Here is an 18109-nt window from a genome sequence, read left to right as displayed (position 1 = left end):
CATCGCCACTTTGGATACTGCTTACATGACAACCGTGATTTTCCGCGCCGGCGCGCGCGCCGCCCTGCTGTGCAGCGTGCTGGCGCTGGCCGCCTGCGGCAGCTTGCTGAAGAAAGACGCTCCGCCCGCTCCCGTGCCCGTGGCTGACACCTTGCCCAATCCGCAAGTGTTGCTGCTGGGCGAAGTCCATGACAATGCGCAAGGCCAGCGCCTGCGCGTGGAGGAATTGCGCCGCCGCCTGGCGACCGGCTGGCGTCCCGTGATTGTCATGGAACAGTTCGACCGCGAAAACCAGGCCTTGCTGACGCGCGCCGCGCGCGATTGCGCCGACCCCGATTGCATCATCCGCGTGATGGAACAGCCGCGCTGGGACTGGAGCTTGTACCGCCCCGTGCTGGACCTCGTCATCAGCTACCAGCTGACCCTGGTCGCCGGCAATCTGTCGCCCGCCGATGCCTCGCGCATCGTACGCGACGGCATCCAGTGGTCGATGCCGCCCGCCATGGTGGCCACCTACCTGGCCGCGCCCGTGCCGGCCGATATCCTCGACGGGCAACAGAAGGAAGTCCAGGCGGCCCGTTGCAACATGCTGCCCGACATGATGATTAAAGGCGTCGTCAACGCCCAGGTGGCGCGCGATATCTGGATGGCCAAGCTGATCCGCGACCAGGCGCCGCGCGACGTGGTGCTGATCGCCGGCAATGCGCATGTGCGCAAGGATATCGGCGTGCCCCGCTGGCTGAAACTGGCCGACCCGCAACTGAACCTGCGCAGCATCGGCTACCTGGAGCAGGGTAGCACCGGTTTCAAGGGCACGTTTGACCTGACGCAAACGATGCCGGCGCAACCGCGCCCGGACCCGTGCGCCAAATTCAAGAAATAAGGTTCAAGAAATAAGCCTACTGCTGCACCCGCACCAGCGCGCTGACCCGGCTGGCCGTATCGAGCAGTTTCGGCAGGCTGTGTTCCAGCAGATGCGCCACGGACGGCCCCGCCGTCTGGCCGCTGACGTTGATCGCCGCCACCACCTTGCCGGCCCGGTCGAACACAGGCGCGGCCAGGGCGATCAAGCCCTGTTCCAGTTCTTCCTGCACCAGGCACCAGCCCTGGCGCCGCACTTGTGCAATCTCTTCCATCAAGACGTCGATATCGACCTTGGTTGCCGGCGTGATTTTCAGCAGCGCCATCTTCGACAGCCGTTCGCGCAGCACGTCGGGCGCCAGGCCCGACAGTAAAACCCGTCCCATCGAGGTGCAATAGGCGGGCAGGCGGCTGCCGATGCCCAGGTTGATCGACATGGTGCGGTGCGCGGACAGGCGCACCACATACACGATGTCGTCGCCGTCGAGCACGGTGGCCGAGCACGACTGGCGCAAGGTCTGCATCAATTCTTCCAGCAGCGGCTGCGCCTGCGTCCACACGGGCAGGGATGACAGGTAGGCGTAACCGAGGTCAAGCACCTTGGGCGTCAAACGGAACAGCCGCCCCTCCGCTTCCACGTAGCCAAGATGCAGCAAGGTGTGCAGGATGCGCCGCGCGCCCGCGCGCGTCAGCTGCGCCCGTTCCGCCACTTCACTCAGGGTCTGTTGCGGCGCATCCGCGCCAAAGCTGCGCAGCACGGCCAGGCCCCGCGCGAACGATTGCACATAGCTGTCGCCTGGGCGCGGTGCGCCATCGGCATCGACGGTGTCTTCGGCGGAGAGGGAGGTGCTGCTGCGTGCGGTCATGGCAATTCCAATTGATCAAGGTGGCAATTATAGCCATGGCGCTGGCGAAAACGGCAAATTGACAAGCGCCCCGATCAGGCATATTCTCACGAATAAGTTCTAAATGCGAATATTTGTTCGTTATGCGAACAAATGGCTGATGGGTTTGACTTGGAGGAGACAGCAATGATCGACAAACTGCGTTCCAGCGTGCTTGATGCGCTGGCCGATATCCACGATGGCGCCACCGTCATGATTGGCGGCTTTGGCGGCGCGGGCCAGCCGGCCGAGTTGATCGACGGCTTGATCGCCCACGGCGCGCGCGACCTCGTCATCGTCAACAATAATGCGGGCAACGGCGACACGGGCCTGGCCGCCCTGCTGAAAAACGGGCAAGTGCGCAAGATCATCTGCTCGTTCCCGCGCCAGGCCGATTCCCACGTCTTCGATGCCTTGTACCGCGCGGGCAAGCTGGAGCTGGAGCTAGTGCCGCAGGGCAATCTGGCCGAGCGCATCCGCGCCGCCGGCGCCGGCATCGGCGGCTTTTTCACGCCGACGGGCTATGGCACGGACCTGGCCAAGGGCAAGGAAACACGCGAGATCGACGGCCGCATGTATGTGTTCGAGTCGCCGATCCACGCCGATTTCGCGCTGATCAAGGCGGAGCAGGGCGACCGCTGGGGCAACCTGACTTACCGCAAGACGGCGCGCAACTTCGGTCCCATCATGGCCATGGCCGCGAAAGTCAGCATTGCTTCCGTGCACGAGGTGCTTGACTTGGGCAGCATCGATCCCGAGCACGTCATCACGCCGGGCCTGTTCGTGCAACGCCTCGTGCAAGTGCCGCGCACGGCCACCGGCCCCGCCGGCTTCAAAGCTGCCTGAGGAGTATCAAATGAACAAATGGAATCGAGATCAAATGGCGGCCCGCGTGGCGGCCGACATCCATGAGGGCAGTGTCGTCAACCTCGGCATCGGCTTGCCGACCCTGGTGGCGAACCACTTGCCGGCTGGCGCCGACATCATCCTGCACAGCGAAAACGGCGTCATCGGCATGGGCCCCGCGCCCGCGCCCGGCGACGAAGACTACGACCTGATCAATGCAGGCAAGCAGCCCGTCACCTTGCTGCCCGGCGGCAGCTATTTTCACCATGCCGACAGCTTCGCCATGATGCGCGGCGGCCACCTGGACATTTGCGTGCTGGGCGCGTTTCAAGTATCCGCCACGGGCGACCTGGCCAACTGGCACACGGGCGCACCGGACGCCATTCCCGCCGTGGGCGGGGCCATGGATCTGGCCATCGGCGCGAAAAAAACCTGGGTCATGATGGAATTGCTGACCAAGACGGGCGAAAGCAAGCTGGTGCAGGCCTGCACTTATCCGCTGACGGGCATCGGCTGCGTCAGCCGCATCTACAGCGACCTGGCCGTGCTTGACCTGGGGCCAAATGGCGCCACAGTCGTCGAACTGGCCGATGGTTTGAGTTTTGAACAGCTGCAAGCGTTGACGGCCGTGCCGCTGACGGACGGACGTTAATTCAACACTTTCTTGGAGGAAAGAACATGACCCACGCATACATTTGCGACGCGCAGCGTACGCCGTTCGGCCGCTACGGCGGCGGACTCGCTGGCGTGCGCGCCGACGACCTGGGCGCCGTACCCATCCGTGCCTTGATGGCGCGTAATCCCGAAGTGGACTGGACTTTTGTTATCGACGTGCTGTACGGCTGCGCCAACCAGGCGGGCGAGGACAACCGCAACGTGGCGCGCATGGCGGCCTTGCTGGCCGGCTTGCCCGACAGCGTGCCGGGCGCCACCCTGAACCGCCTGTGCGGCTCGGGCCTGGACGCCATCGGCAGCGCCGCCCGCTTCATCAAGAGCGGCGAGGCGGGATTGATGATCGCCGGCGGCGTGGAAAGCATGAGCCGTGCGCCGTTTGTCATGGGCAAGGCCGACAGCGCTTTTTCGCGCGGCATGAAAATGGAAGACACGACTATCGGCTGGCGTTTCATCAACCCGCTGATGAAGGCCCAGTACGGCGTCGACTCGATGCCGGAAACGGCGGAAAACGTGGCGTCGGACTTCGGCATCAGCCGCTTTGATCAGGATGCGTTCGCCCTGGCCAGCCAGGTCAAGGCGCTGGCGGCGCAGCAGGCGGGCGTGTTCGACAGTGAAATCTGCCCCGTCAGCATCGCGCAAAAGAAGGGCGATCCCGTTGTTGTCAGCCGCGACGAGCATCCTCGCGCCACCAGCCTGGAGACCCTGGCCAAATTGAAACCCGTCGTGCGCGCGGACGGCACGATTACCGCCGGCAACGCATCGGGCGTCAACGATGGCGCGGCAGCCCTGCTGCTGGCTGATGAAGCGAACGCGGCCCGCTTTGGCCTGACGCCGCGCGCCAGGGTCGTGGCCATGGCGACGGCTGGCGTGGCGCCGCGCATCATGGGCATCGGTCCCGCGCCCGCCACCCTGAAAGTACTGGCCATGACGGGTTTGAGCCTGGCCGACTTCGACGTCATCGAACTGAACGAAGCGTTTGCTGCACAAGGCCTGGCCGTGCTGCGCCAGCTGGGCTTGCCCGATGACGATGCGCGCGTCAACCCGAACGGCGGCGCCATCGCTCTGGGCCACCCGCTGGGCGCCTCGGGCGCGCGCCTGGCCATGACGGCCGTCAACCAGCTGCACCGCACGGGCGGGCGTTATGCGCTCTGCACCATGTGCATCGGCGTGGGGCAGGGCATCGCGCTGGTGCTGGAACGGGTCTGATTCCACGCGCCCGCAGGCGAAAAAAGTTGCCCGTCATACGTATTAACGCGTATGCCGGGCGGCTTTTTGACCCGGATCAAGGGCGTATGATGCAAAACCAGCCCGGGCAATCCGGCTGGCGTTGGCTTTTTCACACGAACAAGAAGACTGATATGACATCCCACGATACTCCGCATGACGTTGCGCAGCTGACTTCCCAGCAGCGCATCAAGGCCATCATTGGCGCTTCCTCCGGTAACCTGGTCGAATGGTTCGACTTCTACATTTACTCGTTCTGCGCGCTGTATTTCTCGCACGCTTTCTTCCCTTCCGGTAACCCGACGACGCAGTTGCTGCAGACGGCCGGCATTTTTGCCGCCGGCTTCCTCATGCGTCCCGTGGGCGGCTGGCTGTTCGGCCGCATCGCCGACAAATACGGCCGCCGCCAGTCGATGATGATTTCCGTGCTGATGATGTGCGGCGGTTCCCTGATGATCGCCGTGCTGCCCACGTATGAAACCATCGGCGCCTTCGCCCCGTTCCTGCTGCTCGTGGCGCGTCTGTTCCAGGGCCTGTCCGTGGGCGGCGAATATGGCACCAGCGCCACCTACATGAGTGAAGTGTCGGAATCGGGCAAGCGCGGCTTTTTTGCCTCGTTCCAGTACGTGACGCTGATCGGCGGCCAATTGCTGGCCTTGCTGGTGCTGGTGGTCTTGCAGCAACTGCTGACCCTGGAAGAATTGCGTGCCTGGGGCTGGCGTATCCCGTTCGTGTTTGGTGCCTTGGCGGCCCTCGTGTCGCTGAACCTGCGTAAATCCCTGACGGAAACGACCACCGCCAGCGAGCGCAAGGACAAGGACGCGGGCAGCCTGCGCGGCTTGCTCAAGCACAAGCGCGCCTTCATCACGGTACTGGGCTTTACTGCCGGCGGCTCACTCGTGTTCTACACGTTTACCACCTACATGCAGAAATACCTGGTCAATACGGCCGGCATGGATACCAAGACGGCCAGCGCCGTCATGACCTGCGCCTTGCTGGTGTACATGATTTTGCAACCGGTGTTCGGCGCCCTGTCCGACCGCATCGGCCGCCGCACGTCGATGCTGTTCTTTGGCGGCCTGGCTACCCTGTGCGTGTTGCCAATCATGCATGCCTTGAAGGACGTCACCAGCCCGTACGCGGCGTTTGGCCTGATCATCATCGCCCTGGCCGTGATCAGTTTCTACACGTCGATCAGCGGCTTGATCAAGGCCGAAATGTTCCCCGTCGAAGTGCGCGCGCTGGGCGTGGGCCTGTCGTATGCGGTCGCCAACGCCATGTTCGGCGGTTCGGCCGAATACGTGGCGCTGCAGTTCAAGGCCTGGCACGTGGAAGAATATTTCTATTGGTACGTGACCGTCATGTGCCTGATTTCCTTCATCGTCGCCATCCGCATGCCGGACCCGAGCCGCTCGGGGCTGTTGAAGTAACGTTGTCGTAAAATGGGGGACACTGCGGTGTCCCTTTTTCATCACCGTCTTTTTATCGTGCCGATCAGGAGTTTTCATGTCGTATGTCATTCCCGCAGCCATCCAGCCCAGCGTTCCCGTCACCGGCAGCGTTGATACGTTCCCTGTCCACCGCATCTATTGCGTGGGCCGCAACTATGTCGACCACGCCAAGGAAATGGGCCACACGGGCCGCGAGGCGCCGTTTTTCTTCATGAAACCAAACGACGCCGTGCTGCCCGTGCCTGCCGGCACGACGGGCGAACTGCCATATCCGGCGCAGACGCAGGATTTCCAGCACGAGATGGAGCTGGTGGTGGCCATCGGCAAGGGCGGCAGCGACATCGGCGTGGCCGATGCCATGGACCACGTGTGGGGTTATGCGATCGGCCTGGACATGACGCGACGCGACGTGCAGGGCGCAGCGAAAAAACTGGGCCGTCCGTGGGATACGGGCAAGGCCTTCGAGCATTCGGCGCCCATCGGTCCCATCACCCCGGCCGCGCAGGCGGGGAATATTGGCAGCGCCGCCATTACCCTGCACGTGAACGGTGAGTTGCGCCAGGGCAGCAGCATCGACATGCTGATCTGGAACGTGGCGGAAACCATCGCCGACCTGTCGACCTACTTTACCTTGCAGCCGGGCGATCTGATCTACACGGGCACGCCGGCCGGCGTGGCGGCCGTGCAGCGCGGCGACGAGCTGGTGGGGGCCATCGACGGCCTGGAGACCTTGCGCGTAAAAGTGGTCTAAGCTGTCTGGGAGACTGGCATGATGCACGACACGTATTCTGTAGCACAACCCACGCGCGCAGAGATCGACGCCTTGACGGGGCCGGCCCTGCTGGAATTTGGCACGGGCTGGTGCGGCCATTGCCGCGCCACCCAGGCGCCGCTGGCCGCCGCGTTTGCGCAGCACCCCGCGGTACCACACCTGCGCGTGGAAGACGGCCCCGGCCGCGCCCTGGGGCGCGCGTTCCGGGTGAAGCTGTGGCCGACCTTGATTTTCCTCAAGGATGGCCAGGAAGTGGCGCGCCTCGTGCGCCCGCTCGACAGCGCGGAAATCGGCAAGGCGTTCGCCCTGATCGAGGCCTAGGTGATTTCCATCATTTCTTGCCGCACTGCACCACTGCGCGTATCATAAGCCGCTTACAGCAAGATCAACCGCATCCTGAGTGATGCAGGCGCGATCATCGCCGGCCCGCTCCACCCGGAGGGGCCGCAGGCAAGGATTCACCACAAATGACCGATGCCGCGATGCCGACGCGCGGGTCTGGTACGGAATGCCTGGCGATACGCCGGGCCTGATACACGTCGCCCATCCCCTGACGCCTTTCCTGCCGTGCCCCGGGTAACCGGATGGCGCACGACCGTTGTTTCTCTAAATCAGCACTGATCACGGCGCGATAGCGCGTGTTGGTACACCGTTGTCTGCCGTTAACAACGGCGTGTTGCGGCGTGGAATTTGTTTGCGAATTTAATAGCAAATTCGCAGCAATTACGCCCGCGCACAGCTATGATATGTGAACCGCGCGCCTAGACACCGTGCTGTGCTGCTGCCTGAAAAAACATCCAGAGAATGGCCTTTAGACACCCTCCCCAAGGAGCGCAGTAAATGAGTAAGCCCCGGAGCACCCCCCCCAAGAAAAATTCCCCCGGCACGGTGCTGTTCGCCAGCCTGATCGGCACCACCATCGAGTTCTTTGACTTTTATATCTACGCCACCGCCGCCGTGCTGGTGTTCCCGAAACTGTTCTTCCCCGCCGGCGACCCGTCGGCCGCCGTGTTGCAGTCGCTGGCCACGTTCGCCATCGCCTTCTTCGCCCGCCCTATCGGCTCGGCCGTATTCGGCCACTTCGGCGACCGCATCGGCCGCAAGGCGACTCTCGTGGCAGCCTTGCTGACCATGGGTATCTCGACCGTCATCATCGGCTTGCTGCCGACGTATGCCGCCATCGGCACCCTGGCGCCGCTGCTGCTGGCGCTGTGCCGTTTCGGCCAGGGCCTGGGTCTGGGCGGCGAGTGGGGCGGCGCGGTGCTGCTGGCCACGGAAAACGCGCCACCCGGCAAACGCGCCTGGTACGGCATGTTCCCGCAGCTGGGCGCGCCGATCGGCTTCTTCCTGTCGGGCGGCATCTTCCTGCTGCTGAGCGAAACCATGACCGATGAGCAATTCTTCAGCTACGGCTGGCGCATCCCCTTCCTGGCCAGCGCGCTGCTGGTCATCGTCGGCCTGTACGTGCGTCTGAAGATCACGGAAACGCCGGACTTCCAGAAAGTCATCGACAAGAACGAAGTCGTCAAACTGCCCGTCGCCACCGTGTTCCGCCAGCATGGCCGCATGCTGTTCCTGGGCACCATCATCGCCCTGGCCACCTTTGTGCTGTTCTACCTGATGACGGTGTTCGCGCTGAGCTGGGGCACGACCAAGCTGGGCTTCACGCGCAAGGAATTCCTCATCGTGCAGCTGTTCGCCGTGCTGTTCTTCGCGCTGACGATTCCATTCTCGGCCGTGCTGGCCGACCGCCGCGGCCGCCGCGCCACCCTGATCTGGGTCTCCGTCGCCATCGCCATCTTCGGCCTGGTGCTCGCGCCCATGTTCGGCTCCGGCGTGACGTGGGAAGTGACGGTCTTCATGGCCGTCGGCCTGGGCCTGATGGGCATGACCTACGGACCGCTGGGCACGATGTTGTCCGAGCTGTTCCCGCCCGAAGTGCGCTACACGGGCGCTTCGCTGACGTTCAACCTGGCCGGCATTCTGGGTGCCTCGCTGGCGCCGTACATCGCCACCTGGCTGGCGACGAATTACGGCTTGCAATACGTGGGTTACTACCTGTCGCTGGCCGCCGTGCTGACCCTGGGCGCCTTGCTGATGGTGGGCAAGCCACGCGAGGGCAAGGAAGCCTGGCAGTAACTGCTTTCTGCTCGAAGTTCGAAAGCCGCCAGCTGCCCAGCTGGCGGCTTTTTTATTGCGCCGCCACGTGGCCGTAGCAGGCTTTCAGTCCCGCGTAATCATAGAAGACGCTGCCCGGCGCGATGCGGGCACTGTCGCACGATGGCTGGAACGGCGTTTCCTTTTCGTTGTACAGCAGGCGCACGATCAGCTGGCCCTCGCCATTGCGGTACACGTCCCACTGCATGTTGGCCGCCAGCGGCGCGACGGTCTGGCCGCGCCAGGGATTCGCGTCATAACTGTAACTGGCCGAAGCCGGCAGCGGCTGCTGCAAGCCCATGGCCGATGCCAGCGGGATGATCATCTCGGCATGTGTGAAGCGCAGCTTGGCCGCGTGGCGCAAATCTCCTTTGGCCAGCGCATCGACTTCCTTGAAAAAATCCTCGCGCAAGGCCAGCGCGAAGCGCCAGGTCACGCCGGCGCTTTCCGTGGTGGCCGGTCCTTTTTCGTAGAAATCCTCGTGGTCGGCGACAGCGGCGTAGTAGCGCGCATCCTCGGCGGGCATGTAGCGGTTGAAATCGGCCGGCGCTTCATGGCGCATGCCGGCGGCGATCGCGTACAGCGCATACAGCTGCGTGGCGGCCGCACTCAGGCTGCGGATGAAGGTCTTGCCGCTGCCCTTCATGCTGCGCGTGAGTTTGCCGTCGTCGCTGGTGAAGGTGTAGTTGCCCGTGTCGGCATAGCTGGCGCCGCCGCGCTCAAGCTGGTCGAGGAAGGCGGGCGCAAACAGCCGTTCGAGCACATGGCGCGCGTGCATCGCCGCTGCCGGCAGCCGGGCGGGCGAGTCCATCAGCGCGTGCAGGCCCTTGGTGCGGATATAGCGCTGGTACGCCTGGCTGGCATGGTAGGTGGCGTAATAAGGATGGGCCGGATCGGTGACCCGGTCCGTCTGCGGCGCCAGCTTGTGTGCGTACAGCAGGAAGCGGTTGACGCCATCCGCTTGTAATATCGGCTGTACCGCGGGCGCGTGCTCGAGCAGCGATTGCGTGAAGAAGCGGGCGCTGTCGCGTGCGCGGTCCACGCCGGAATGGATGGTGACGAGCTGGCGCGGCGCCGTCGCGGCGTCTTGCCCCACTTGCGCAAACAGGGCGGGCAGGCGCGCCAGCAGGCGCGCGGCCAGTTGCCGGTGCTCTTCGATGCCCGTCTGCGACAGGTTGCCGTAGCCGGGTGATTCGATGCCGGCCACGCCATAACCGAGCAAGGCGTTCGCCCGCATCAGGGCCAGGATGTCGGGACCCAGTGCGCGCCCCAGCGGCGTCAGGGCATCCTGCGCGGCCGCCTGCTGCCACATCGCATACAGGGCCGCGTCGCCCTTCATGCTCGTCAATCCGCGCGCACCGTGGCGCGCCACCAGTTGCGTGTAGATCGGCTGGAAGCCGGCCGGCGGCGCGGCATACGTGGCCGGGTCTTGCTGCGGCGCATACGGCGTCTTGGTCTGGTAATGGCCGTCGACGGCCAGGGCGGGGCTGGCGTACAGGGCAAGGGTCAGCGCAATGCTGGACAGGGGAAGCGGTTGGGACATGGTTTTTTCGTGGTGATTCATTCTCGGACGCCAGCCTAGCACTGAACGAAAAAAAGGCGGGCACGGCTCAGTGCCGTGCCCGCCTGTGCTGTCAGCGCAGTGCGTCAGCCTACCACTTCGGCGTGTACTTCACGGTGAACTGCACGTTGCGTGGGTCGCCATAGTAGTTGTTCGACCCGGTGGTGTTGTAGGATGGGATGATGTAGCGCTTGTCGAACACATTGTTGACGTTGAGCGACAGGGCCACTTGCGGCGTGGCTTGCCAGCCCAGGCGTGCATTCCAGATCGAGAAACCGGCCACCTTGAAGGTGCGCTCGGTATCGACCGTATGGCTTTGCAGGCTGGTGCCGGCACCCACGCTGAATTTGTCCCAATCACCGGGCAGGGTGTAGCTGGACCAAAGGCGAAGCATGTGCTTCGGCGTCCAGGTGGAAAAGACCTTGCCCTGATTGTCCGGGTCGTTCAGATACGTCGTCGTCGTGTAGGCGTAACCGGCAGACAGCTGCAAGCCGCGCGCCACTTCGCCCGATACTTCCGCTTCCAGGCCCTGGCTGCGCACCTTGCCCGAAGCGCGCGAGCAGTACTGCCCGTCGCACGCGAGGTCGGCGGCGTAGTCGGTGACGGCGCGGTTCTTGTGGTCGTAGCGGAACACGGCCAGCGAGGTGTTGACCTTGCCATCCATCAGTTCCCCCTTGATGCCCGCCTCGTAGTTGCTGCCCGTGATGGGCTTGAGGATCTTGCCTTGCACGTCGCGGATGCTTTGCGGCGTGAAGATGTCGGCATAGCTGGCGTAAGCCGACCATTGCGGATCGAGCGCGTAGATCAGTCCCGCCGACGGCGTGAACTTGGCGGTGGCGTTGAGTTGTTCTTCGGAACCTTTCGGCGTCGCATACAGGAAGTCATACCAGCTGAAGCGTCCGCCCAGCACGGCTTTCAGCTTGCCGGTCAACTGGCCGTTCCAGCTGCCATACAGGCCTTTCTGGCGTATTTCGTAGGTGCTGTTGCTGGTCACGCCCATTGGGCGCGCGGCGATGCTGTCGATATCTTGCCAAGGGCGATGGTGCTTGATGTTGAAGACATTCGCCCCGGATTCCCAGACGCGCGCGTAGCGGTCGTCCGACGCCAGTGTGACATAGCTGGCGCCCACGAGCACTTCCTGCGCCATGCCCAGGCCGTCGAATTTGCCGCGTACGTAGGTATCGATGCCGCGCTTGCGGTTGTCGAAATCCATGCCAAAGTCGCCATAGCTCGCGCCGCTGCCGTCGGGCTGGATGGCGGAAGCCAGGCGCTGGTGCACGGAGCCGGTGTTTTCCTTCATGTTCACGGCCGAGGCCTTCAGGCTCCACTGGCTGTTGAAATGGTGCTCCAGGTCGAGATACACGTTGGTTTGCTTGGCCTCGCTGCGGTTCCAGTCAGCACCCGTGAAGGTGGAGCGGGGCAGGTTCAGTGCGCTGCCATCCTCGTAGCGGGGCAGGCCGATGAAGGTGGGGCGGCCGTGGACATTGACGTTGCTGATGGCCAGACCCAGGGTGGTGGCCGGACCCAGGTCATAGTCGAGCGCCGCGTACAGGGTGCGGTTCTTGCTCCACACCTGGTCGATGAAGGAGTGGGTATCGTCTTCATCGACAATGACGCGTCCGCGCAGGCTGCCGTCCGCAGTCAGGGGGCTGCTGACGTCGAGCTGCGCGCCATAATGGTCCCAGGATCCCGCGCGCGCCGTCAGGCTGACACTGCGCGTGGCGCCCGGACGCTTGCGCACCAGGCTGACCGAGCCGCCGGGGCTGCCCGTCCCAACCAGCATGCCCGCAGCGCCGCGCAGCACTTCCAGGCGGTCGTAGATGACCATGTTTTCCTGGCCCCAGTTACCCAGTGCATAGGTGTTGCGGTCGATCGGCACGCCGTCATACTGCCACTGGTCGATCTGGAAGCCGCGCGCCGTGATCACCACGCCCGGTCCCACGCCATGCACGCCCACCACGCCGGTGACGTTGTTGACGGCTACACTCAAATCCGTGATGCCCTGGTCGTCCAGGCGCTGGCGCGTCAGCACGCTGACCGATTGGGGGATATCCTTCATCGCTTGCTCGCCCTTGCCGATGGTGATCTTGCGCGCCGTGTAGGAGCCGCTGCCTTCCGTGGTGGCGCCTTGCTCGGCCTGGCCAACGATGGTAATCGAGGGCATGGTGCGTTCGGCCGCCGAGGCGCTACTGGCCGCCGCCGTGGGAGCGGCGACCGCAGGCGCGGCCACCAGCACATAGCCGGTGGACGTCTTGCCGATCGCATAGCCGCTGCCGCGCAGCAGCATGGCGAAACCGTCATCGATGGCGTAGCTGCCTTGCAGGCCGGCGCTGGTCAAGCCTTGGACCTTGGATGCATCGATGACGATGGACACGCCCGCCTGCTGCGCATAGCGGTTCAGGGCGCCGGCCAGCGGACCGGCGGGAATGCTGTAGCTGGCGGTGGCAGGCGCCGTTTGCGCAACTGCCTGGGCGTGCAGGCCGGCGCCAGCGAGCAGCATGGCCGCCAGGGCCAGCGGACGCAAACGCGTGCGCAAGGGATTCGGGGACGAAACGGGAACGACTTGAGCGTACATGGTGACAGCCTTTTTTGATTGATCTCAGCTGCCTTGACGCACGAGATGCGCAAAGTGGAACCGCGAACGCAAAAAAACATTTATTTTTTTGCGGTGCCAGTGTCTGGCGCGTCCACCATCACCAGGTAGCGCGTCAGCATGCGGATGCGCAGCTGCGGGAAATTGTCGATGAGTAGCTGCAGCGCCTTGTCCGTGTCGTCCAGCGGCAGCACGGCGGCCACGCGGATGCCGGCGATCTGCGCGCGGTCGTAATGCAGCTGGCCGGGACGGTGGCGCGCCAGCTCGTCGAGCACCTGGGCCAGCGGCAAGTCATCGACCACCAGCTGGCGCGCGCGCCAGGCATCCTGCACGCTGGCCGCATCGATGCTTGTCAGTGGCCCGACGCCATCGTCCGTGATGCGCGTGCGCTGGCCCGCCTGCACCACGACGGCCGGATGTTGCGGCACCTGTGCCAAGACCTTCGACTCCAGCATGCTCAGGATGGTGGTGCCGCCTTCCCTGCGCACCGTGAACCGCGTGCCCAGCGCGCGGATCGCCGCCTGCTTGCTGTCGACGATGAAGGGGCGCTGCGCATCCTTGGCCACGTCGACGAGGATGTCGCCGCGCACCAGTTCCACATGCCGCTCGCCCCCATTGAAACGCACGTTGACGGCGCTGTTGCCGGCCAGCGTGATGTGGCTGCCGTCGGCCAGGGTGTGCGTCTGCCATTGCCCCGTGGGGCTGCGCAGGTCGGCCAGCAGGTAGGCGGGGCGCTCGCCGAGGGCCAGTGTACCGGTCAGCGCGAGCACGGCCACGGCGCTGGCGGCGGCCAGCTGGCGCAGACGCCGGCGCTTGGGCGCGATGGCAGCCAGGGCGGCGCGCGCGGGGCGATGGTCGCCGCCGGCCGGCTCGCGCACGGCGCTCAGTTGAAGCAGCAGGTTTTCCATGCCGGCGGCGACCGTCGCGTGCAGCGGGTCGGCTGCCTTCCACGCGGCGAAACCGGCCCGCGCCATGTCGCGTTCGGCCGGATCGTCGGCGCTGAGCTGCACGATCCAGCGCGCGGCCTGCTCGGCGGCGATATCCGTGCGCGTGCCGCTCATGCCGCCATGGCCGGGCAGGCGTGGCGGCAGGCCAGCAAGGCTTGCACCAGATATTTTTGCACCATGCGCGTGGAAACGTTCAGTTGCGCGGCGACGATGGCCTGCGATTGCTCTTCCAGGTAGTGCAACAGAAAGGCGTCGCGCGCCTTGGCCGGCAAACCGTCCAGCGCCGTGGCGATCTGCCCGAGCGCCTGCACGGCCATCAGGATCTCGTCGGGCGAGGGCGCGCCGGGCAGGCTGTCGGCCAGCAGGGCCAGTTCCGCCAGATAGCTGCGCTCGAGTACTTGCCGGCGCGCGCGGTCGAGCAGCAAGCGCTTCGCCGTCGTCGACAGGTAGGCGCGCGGCTCGCGCATGCCGAACAGCGCGTCGCGCGAGGCGATGATGCGTAAAAAGGTGTCTTGCGCCACGTCGGCCGCGCCATGCGGGCAGCTGAGTTTTTTGCGCAGCCAGCCGACCAGCCAGCCGTGATGCTCGCTGTAGAGCGACTGCACTTGCTGTTGCAGGCTGGACTGGATGGCGGACATGGGCGATGAATAATATAAATGAGAATTATTCTCATTGTAAGCGGCAGAGGCGTGTCGCCACAATCCCCAATGCGTGGGGATGGGGCAGGTGTTGCGCGCAGGCCGCACGCGAGATGGTGCCGGAAATGAAAAAACCCGCCGCTGCGCAGGGCAGGGGCGGGTTTTTCATGCTGCTAATTCTTGGTGGTGATAGGTGGACTTGAACCACCGACCCCAGCATTATGAATGCTGTGCTCTAACCAACTGAGCTATATCACCAAACAGACCGGTCAGACCGGATGCTGGTTTTGACCAGTAAAAAAACCTGATCGATGTTCTTTGGTGGTGATAGGTGGACTTGAACCACCGACCCCAGCATTATGAATGCTGTGCTCTAACCAACTGAGCTATATCACCCAACAGCCGAGCATTATCCAGTCTTCCCATTTCCTTGTCAATGCCGGCCATGAAAAATCTGTGGATTTTTTGTGTGCTGTAGCGTTCATGATTATTTCATCAACGGCTGGATCTGCGCCAGCATGGACGAGGCCGGATCAGGACCCAGGCAATCGATGACGATGCGTTCGGGCATAGCCCGCAGCCAGGTGAGCTGGCGCTTGGCCAGCTGGCGCGTGGCGATGATGCCCGTCTCGCGCAAGGCGGCGCGGTCGATGCGGCCATCGAGGTATTCCCAGGCCTGGCGGTAACCGACGCAGCGCATCGAAGGCAAACCCGGGTACAGGTCGCCGCGCCGGCGCAACCCATCTACTTCATCGAGCAGGGCGTCGTTTTTCAGCATGATGTCGAAGCGCGTGGCGATGCGCGCGTGCAGCACGGCGCGGTCCGACGGCTCCAGCGCGAACGATTGGAGCTGGAACGGCAGCACGGTCTTTTCGCGCCGCGCCAGCAGGGCCGACATGGGCTGGCCGGACAGGGCGATGATTTCCAGCGCGCGGCCGATGCGCTGCGCATCCTGTGGCGCCAGGCGCGCGGCCGTGACGGGATCCTGCTCGGCCAGGCGCGCATGCATGGCAGGCCAGCCGATGGCGGCCGCGTCTTCTTCCAGCTGGGCGCGCAGCACGGGATCGGCGCCGGGCAAGTCGTCGAGGCCATCGACCAGGCCTTTGAAGTACAGCATGGTGCCGCCGACCAGCAGCGGCAGCTTGCCGCGCGCCGAGATTTCGCTCACCAGGCGCAGGGTGTCGTTGCGGAACTGCGCCACGGAATACGCGTCCAGCGGGTCGATGATGTCGATCAGATGATGCGGTACCTGGGCCAGCTCTTCCTTCGACGGCTTGGCCGTGCCGATATCCATGCCTCGGTAGACGAGGGCGGAATCGACGGAAATGATCTCGGACGGGATGGCTTGCGCGATGGCCAGCGCACTGGCCGTCTTGCCGCTGGCCGTGGGGCCCATGATGGCGACGGCCAGGGGGAGGTGTGGGGTGTTTAGCATATTGATTCTTTAAGGTGATGCGTAGGTCGGATTAGCGCAAGCGTAATCCGACGTGATGCCGCCGCTGCAGTGTCGGATTACGCTGCGCTAATCCGACCTACTGTCCCTACTGTTTATTGGCCGCGCAGGAATAATTTGTCGAGCGCGTTGATCTCGACCTGCACCCACGTGGGCCGGCCATGGTTGCACTGGTCGGCGCGTTCCGTGCTCTCCATCTGGCGCAGCAGGGCGTTCATTTCCTGCACCGATAAAATCCGGTTAGCGCGCACGGCCGTGTGGCAGGCGAGGGTGCCCAGCAATTCGTTCTGGCGCTCGATCAGGACGCGCGAGCCGCCGTATTCGCGCACGTCGCGCAGCACGTCGCGCGCCAGGGTTTGCGCGTCCGCGTTTTTCAGCAGGGTCGGCACGGAGCGCACGGCCAGCGTCGTGGGCGACAGGGCGGCGATATCAAAACCCAGCGCTTTCAAGGTGTCCTGGTTTTCATTCGCCGTCGACACTTCAATGGCGTCCGCGTAGAACGTCACGGGGATCAAGAGCGACTGCACCTGCATGTCCTGGCCCGAGACCTGCGCCTGTAGTGCGTTTTTCAGCTGCTCGTACAGGATGCGCTCGTGCGCCGCGTGCATGTCGACCAGCACCAGGCCCTTGGTATTTTGCGCCAGGATGTAGATGCCGTGCAGCTGGGCCAGGGCAAAGCCCAGCGGATATTCTTCGCGCGCCATCGCTTCGGGCGAGGCGATGTACGGTTCCACCTGCGTGATCGGCGAGGATGCAGCAGCGCCGCCAAACAGGGCGCCATACGCCGCCGTGTCCTGGGCCACGCCTGGCGCGTCGGCAAAGAAGGGAAGGTTCGCGCCGGGCGAGGCGGGCGCGAAGGTATTCGTGAATTGCGTGCCGAACGACGTTTGCGTCTGCTCGCGGCGCCAGATGCCGGGGCCACCCAAACCCGCGCCAGCGGTATCGCCGCCCAGGGTGGAAGCGGCCGGCAAAGGTGCAGGCACGCTGCCAAACGCCGTGGCCGACGTCTGCGCCAGCGCGCGCTGCACGGCGTGGAAGACGAACTGGTGCACGGAGCGGCTGTCGCGGAAGCGTACTTCGATCTTCGACGGGTGCACGTTGACGTCGACCAGGGCCGGGTCGAGGTCGAGCGCCAGCACGTACGACGGGAAGCGGTCGCCATGCAGCACGTCCTGGTACGCCATGCGCACGGCGTGCACCAGCAGCTTGTCGCGCACGAAGCGCCCGTTGACATAAAAGAACTGGCCGTCGGCGCGCGCCTTCGACGCCGTCGGCAAGCCGGCAAAGCCGTGGATGCGCAGGCTGCCAGCCGACTCGTCCAGCGCCAGACGCGCTTCGGCAAAGTCGTTGCCCAAGATGTGGGCGCTGCGCTTGGCCAGTTCGCTGATATTCCACTGGTCGATGGTGCGGCCGTTGTGCGACAGCGAGAACGATACGTCCGGCCGCGCCAGCGCGATGCGGCGCACGACTTCGGCACAGTGGCCGTATTCCGTCTGTTCGGATTTGAGGAATTTGCGCCGCGCGGGCGTGTTGAAATACAGGTCTTGCACGTCGACCGTGGTGCCGTGCGCGCCCGACGATGGCGCGACGCTGCCATTGTGCGAGCCGACGATTTCCCACGCATGCGCGGCGTCCGCCGTGCGCGACGTCACGGTGACGGCGGCCACCGAGGCGATCGAGGCCAGCGCCTCGCCGCGAAAGCCCAGTGTGCCCACGTTTTCCAGGTCGTGCAGGGAGGCGATTTTCGAGGTGGCGTGGCGCGCCAGGGCAAGCGGTAGCTGGTCCTTGTCGATGCCGCGCCCGTTATCGGTAATCGCGATGCGTTTCACGCCCCCTTCTTCCAGCCGCACGGTGATCTGCGTGGCGCCCGAGTCGAGCGCGTTTTCCAGCAATTCCTTGACGACGGCCGATGGCCGCTCGACCACCTCGCCGGCGGCGATTTGCGAAATCAACTGGTCAGGCAGGGCCTGGATCGGGCGGTGGGGCGTAATGGGAGCGTTCATGCGCCAATTATACCGGGGTCAGACCCGCCGGGTCTGACCCCAGC

At 64.4% G+C, this 18109-nt stretch carries 15 protein-coding genes and 2 tRNA genes; 8 read left to right on the top strand and 9 right to left on the bottom strand.

Annotated elements, in window-relative coordinates:
* The first annotated feature begins 25 nt into the window (after positions 1–25).
* A complete protein-coding gene (locus P9875_RS25830) occupies positions 26–883 on the top strand; it encodes a ChaN family lipoprotein (protein ID WP_099376593.1) in 858 nt (285 codons plus the stop codon).
* A gap of 16 nt (positions 884–899) precedes the next feature.
* Here P9875_RS25830 and P9875_RS25825 read toward each other — a convergent pair whose 3' ends face one another.
* Positions 900–1727 (bottom strand): IclR family transcriptional regulator domain-containing protein, encoded by an 828-nt coding sequence (locus tag P9875_RS25825; protein ID WP_278316978.1) that lies wholly within the window; start codon positions 1725–1727, stop codon positions 900–902.
* A gap of 165 nt (positions 1728–1892) precedes the next feature.
* Between P9875_RS25825 and P9875_RS25820 the strand changes: the two genes are divergently transcribed.
* The 7 genes from P9875_RS25820 to P9875_RS25790 all read left to right on the top strand — a co-directional run bounded on the left by P9875_RS25820 (position 1893) and on the right by P9875_RS25790 (position 8852).
* Complete coding sequence (locus P9875_RS25820; protein ID WP_278316977.1) at positions 1893–2591, top strand: 3-oxoacid CoA-transferase subunit A; 699 nt, start codon at positions 1893–1895, stop codon at positions 2589–2591.
* 10 nt (positions 2592–2601) lie between these two features.
* Positions 2602–3243, top strand: a complete 642-nt coding sequence (locus P9875_RS25815) for a 3-oxoacid CoA-transferase subunit B (RefSeq protein ID WP_278316976.1) — start codon at positions 2602–2604, stop codon at positions 3241–3243.
* Between the two features lie 26 nt (positions 3244–3269).
* On the top strand, positions 3270–4472 hold the full coding sequence (gene pcaF, locus P9875_RS25810; RefSeq protein WP_278316975.1) for a 3-oxoadipyl-CoA thiolase: 1203 nt from the start codon (positions 3270–3272) through the stop codon (positions 4470–4472).
* 152 nt (positions 4473–4624) lie between these two features.
* Entirely contained in the window at positions 4625–5920 is a 1296-nt protein-coding gene (locus tag P9875_RS25805) for an MFS family transporter (protein WP_035828173.1), read from the top strand.
* Positions 5921–5996: 76 nt separating this feature from the next.
* On the top strand, positions 5997–6692 hold the full coding sequence (locus tag P9875_RS25800; protein WP_278316974.1) for a fumarylacetoacetate hydrolase family protein: 696 nt from the start codon (positions 5997–5999) through the stop codon (positions 6690–6692).
* An 18-nt stretch (positions 6693–6710) separates the two neighbouring features.
* Positions 6711–7034 (top strand): thioredoxin family protein, encoded by a 324-nt coding sequence (locus tag P9875_RS25795; protein ID WP_099376598.1) that lies wholly within the window; start codon positions 6711–6713, stop codon positions 7032–7034.
* Between the two features lie 519 nt (positions 7035–7553).
* Positions 7554–8852, top strand: a complete 1299-nt coding sequence (locus P9875_RS25790; RefSeq protein WP_035822011.1) for an MFS transporter — start codon at positions 7554–7556, stop codon at positions 8850–8852.
* A 52-nt stretch (positions 8853–8904) separates the two neighbouring features.
* Here the strand turns inward: P9875_RS25790 and P9875_RS25785 are convergent, their stop codons facing one another.
* The 8 genes from P9875_RS25785 to mutL form a co-directional block, all read right to left on the bottom strand.
* A complete protein-coding gene (locus P9875_RS25785; protein WP_255206068.1) occupies positions 8905–10413 on the bottom strand; it encodes a histidine phosphatase family protein in 1509 nt (502 codons plus the stop codon).
* Between the two features lie 109 nt (positions 10414–10522).
* Positions 10523–13006 carry a TonB-dependent siderophore receptor gene (locus P9875_RS25780; RefSeq protein ID WP_278316973.1) on the bottom strand — a complete coding sequence of 828 codons (2484 nt, stop codon included), beginning with the start codon at positions 13004–13006 and terminating at the stop codon, positions 10523–10525.
* A gap of 80 nt (positions 13007–13086) precedes the next feature.
* Positions 13087–14085, bottom strand: coding sequence for a FecR family protein (locus P9875_RS25775; protein ID WP_278316972.1), 999 nt, complete (start codon positions 14083–14085; stop codon positions 13087–13089).
* Complete coding sequence (locus P9875_RS25770; protein WP_099401542.1) at positions 14082–14609, bottom strand: sigma-70 family RNA polymerase sigma factor; 528 nt, start codon at positions 14607–14609, stop codon at positions 14082–14084. Before P9875_RS25770 ends, P9875_RS25775 begins: the two co-directional genes overlap by 4 nt.
* 181 nt (positions 14610–14790) lie before the next feature.
* A tRNA-Met gene (locus P9875_RS25765) sits at positions 14791–14867 on the bottom strand.
* A 61-nt stretch (positions 14868–14928) separates the two neighbouring features.
* Positions 14929–15005, bottom strand: a tRNA-Met gene (locus tag P9875_RS25760).
* A gap of 91 nt (positions 15006–15096) precedes the next feature.
* Positions 15097–16044 (bottom strand): tRNA (adenosine(37)-N6)-dimethylallyltransferase MiaA, encoded by a 948-nt coding sequence (miaA, locus tag P9875_RS25755; RefSeq protein ID WP_278316971.1) that lies wholly within the window; start codon positions 16042–16044, stop codon positions 15097–15099.
* Between the two features lie 113 nt (positions 16045–16157).
* Complete coding sequence (gene mutL / locus P9875_RS25750; RefSeq protein WP_099401540.1) at positions 16158–18065, bottom strand: DNA mismatch repair endonuclease MutL; 1908 nt, start codon at positions 18063–18065, stop codon at positions 16158–16160.
* Positions 18066–18109: the final 44 nt, after the last annotated feature.

The organism is Janthinobacterium rivuli (genome assembly GCF_029690045.1).
GTDB classification, from domain to species: Bacteria; Pseudomonadota; Gammaproteobacteria; order Burkholderiales; family Burkholderiaceae_D; genus Janthinobacterium; species Janthinobacterium rivuli.
This window is presented reverse-complemented; position numbering and strand designations above follow the sequence as displayed.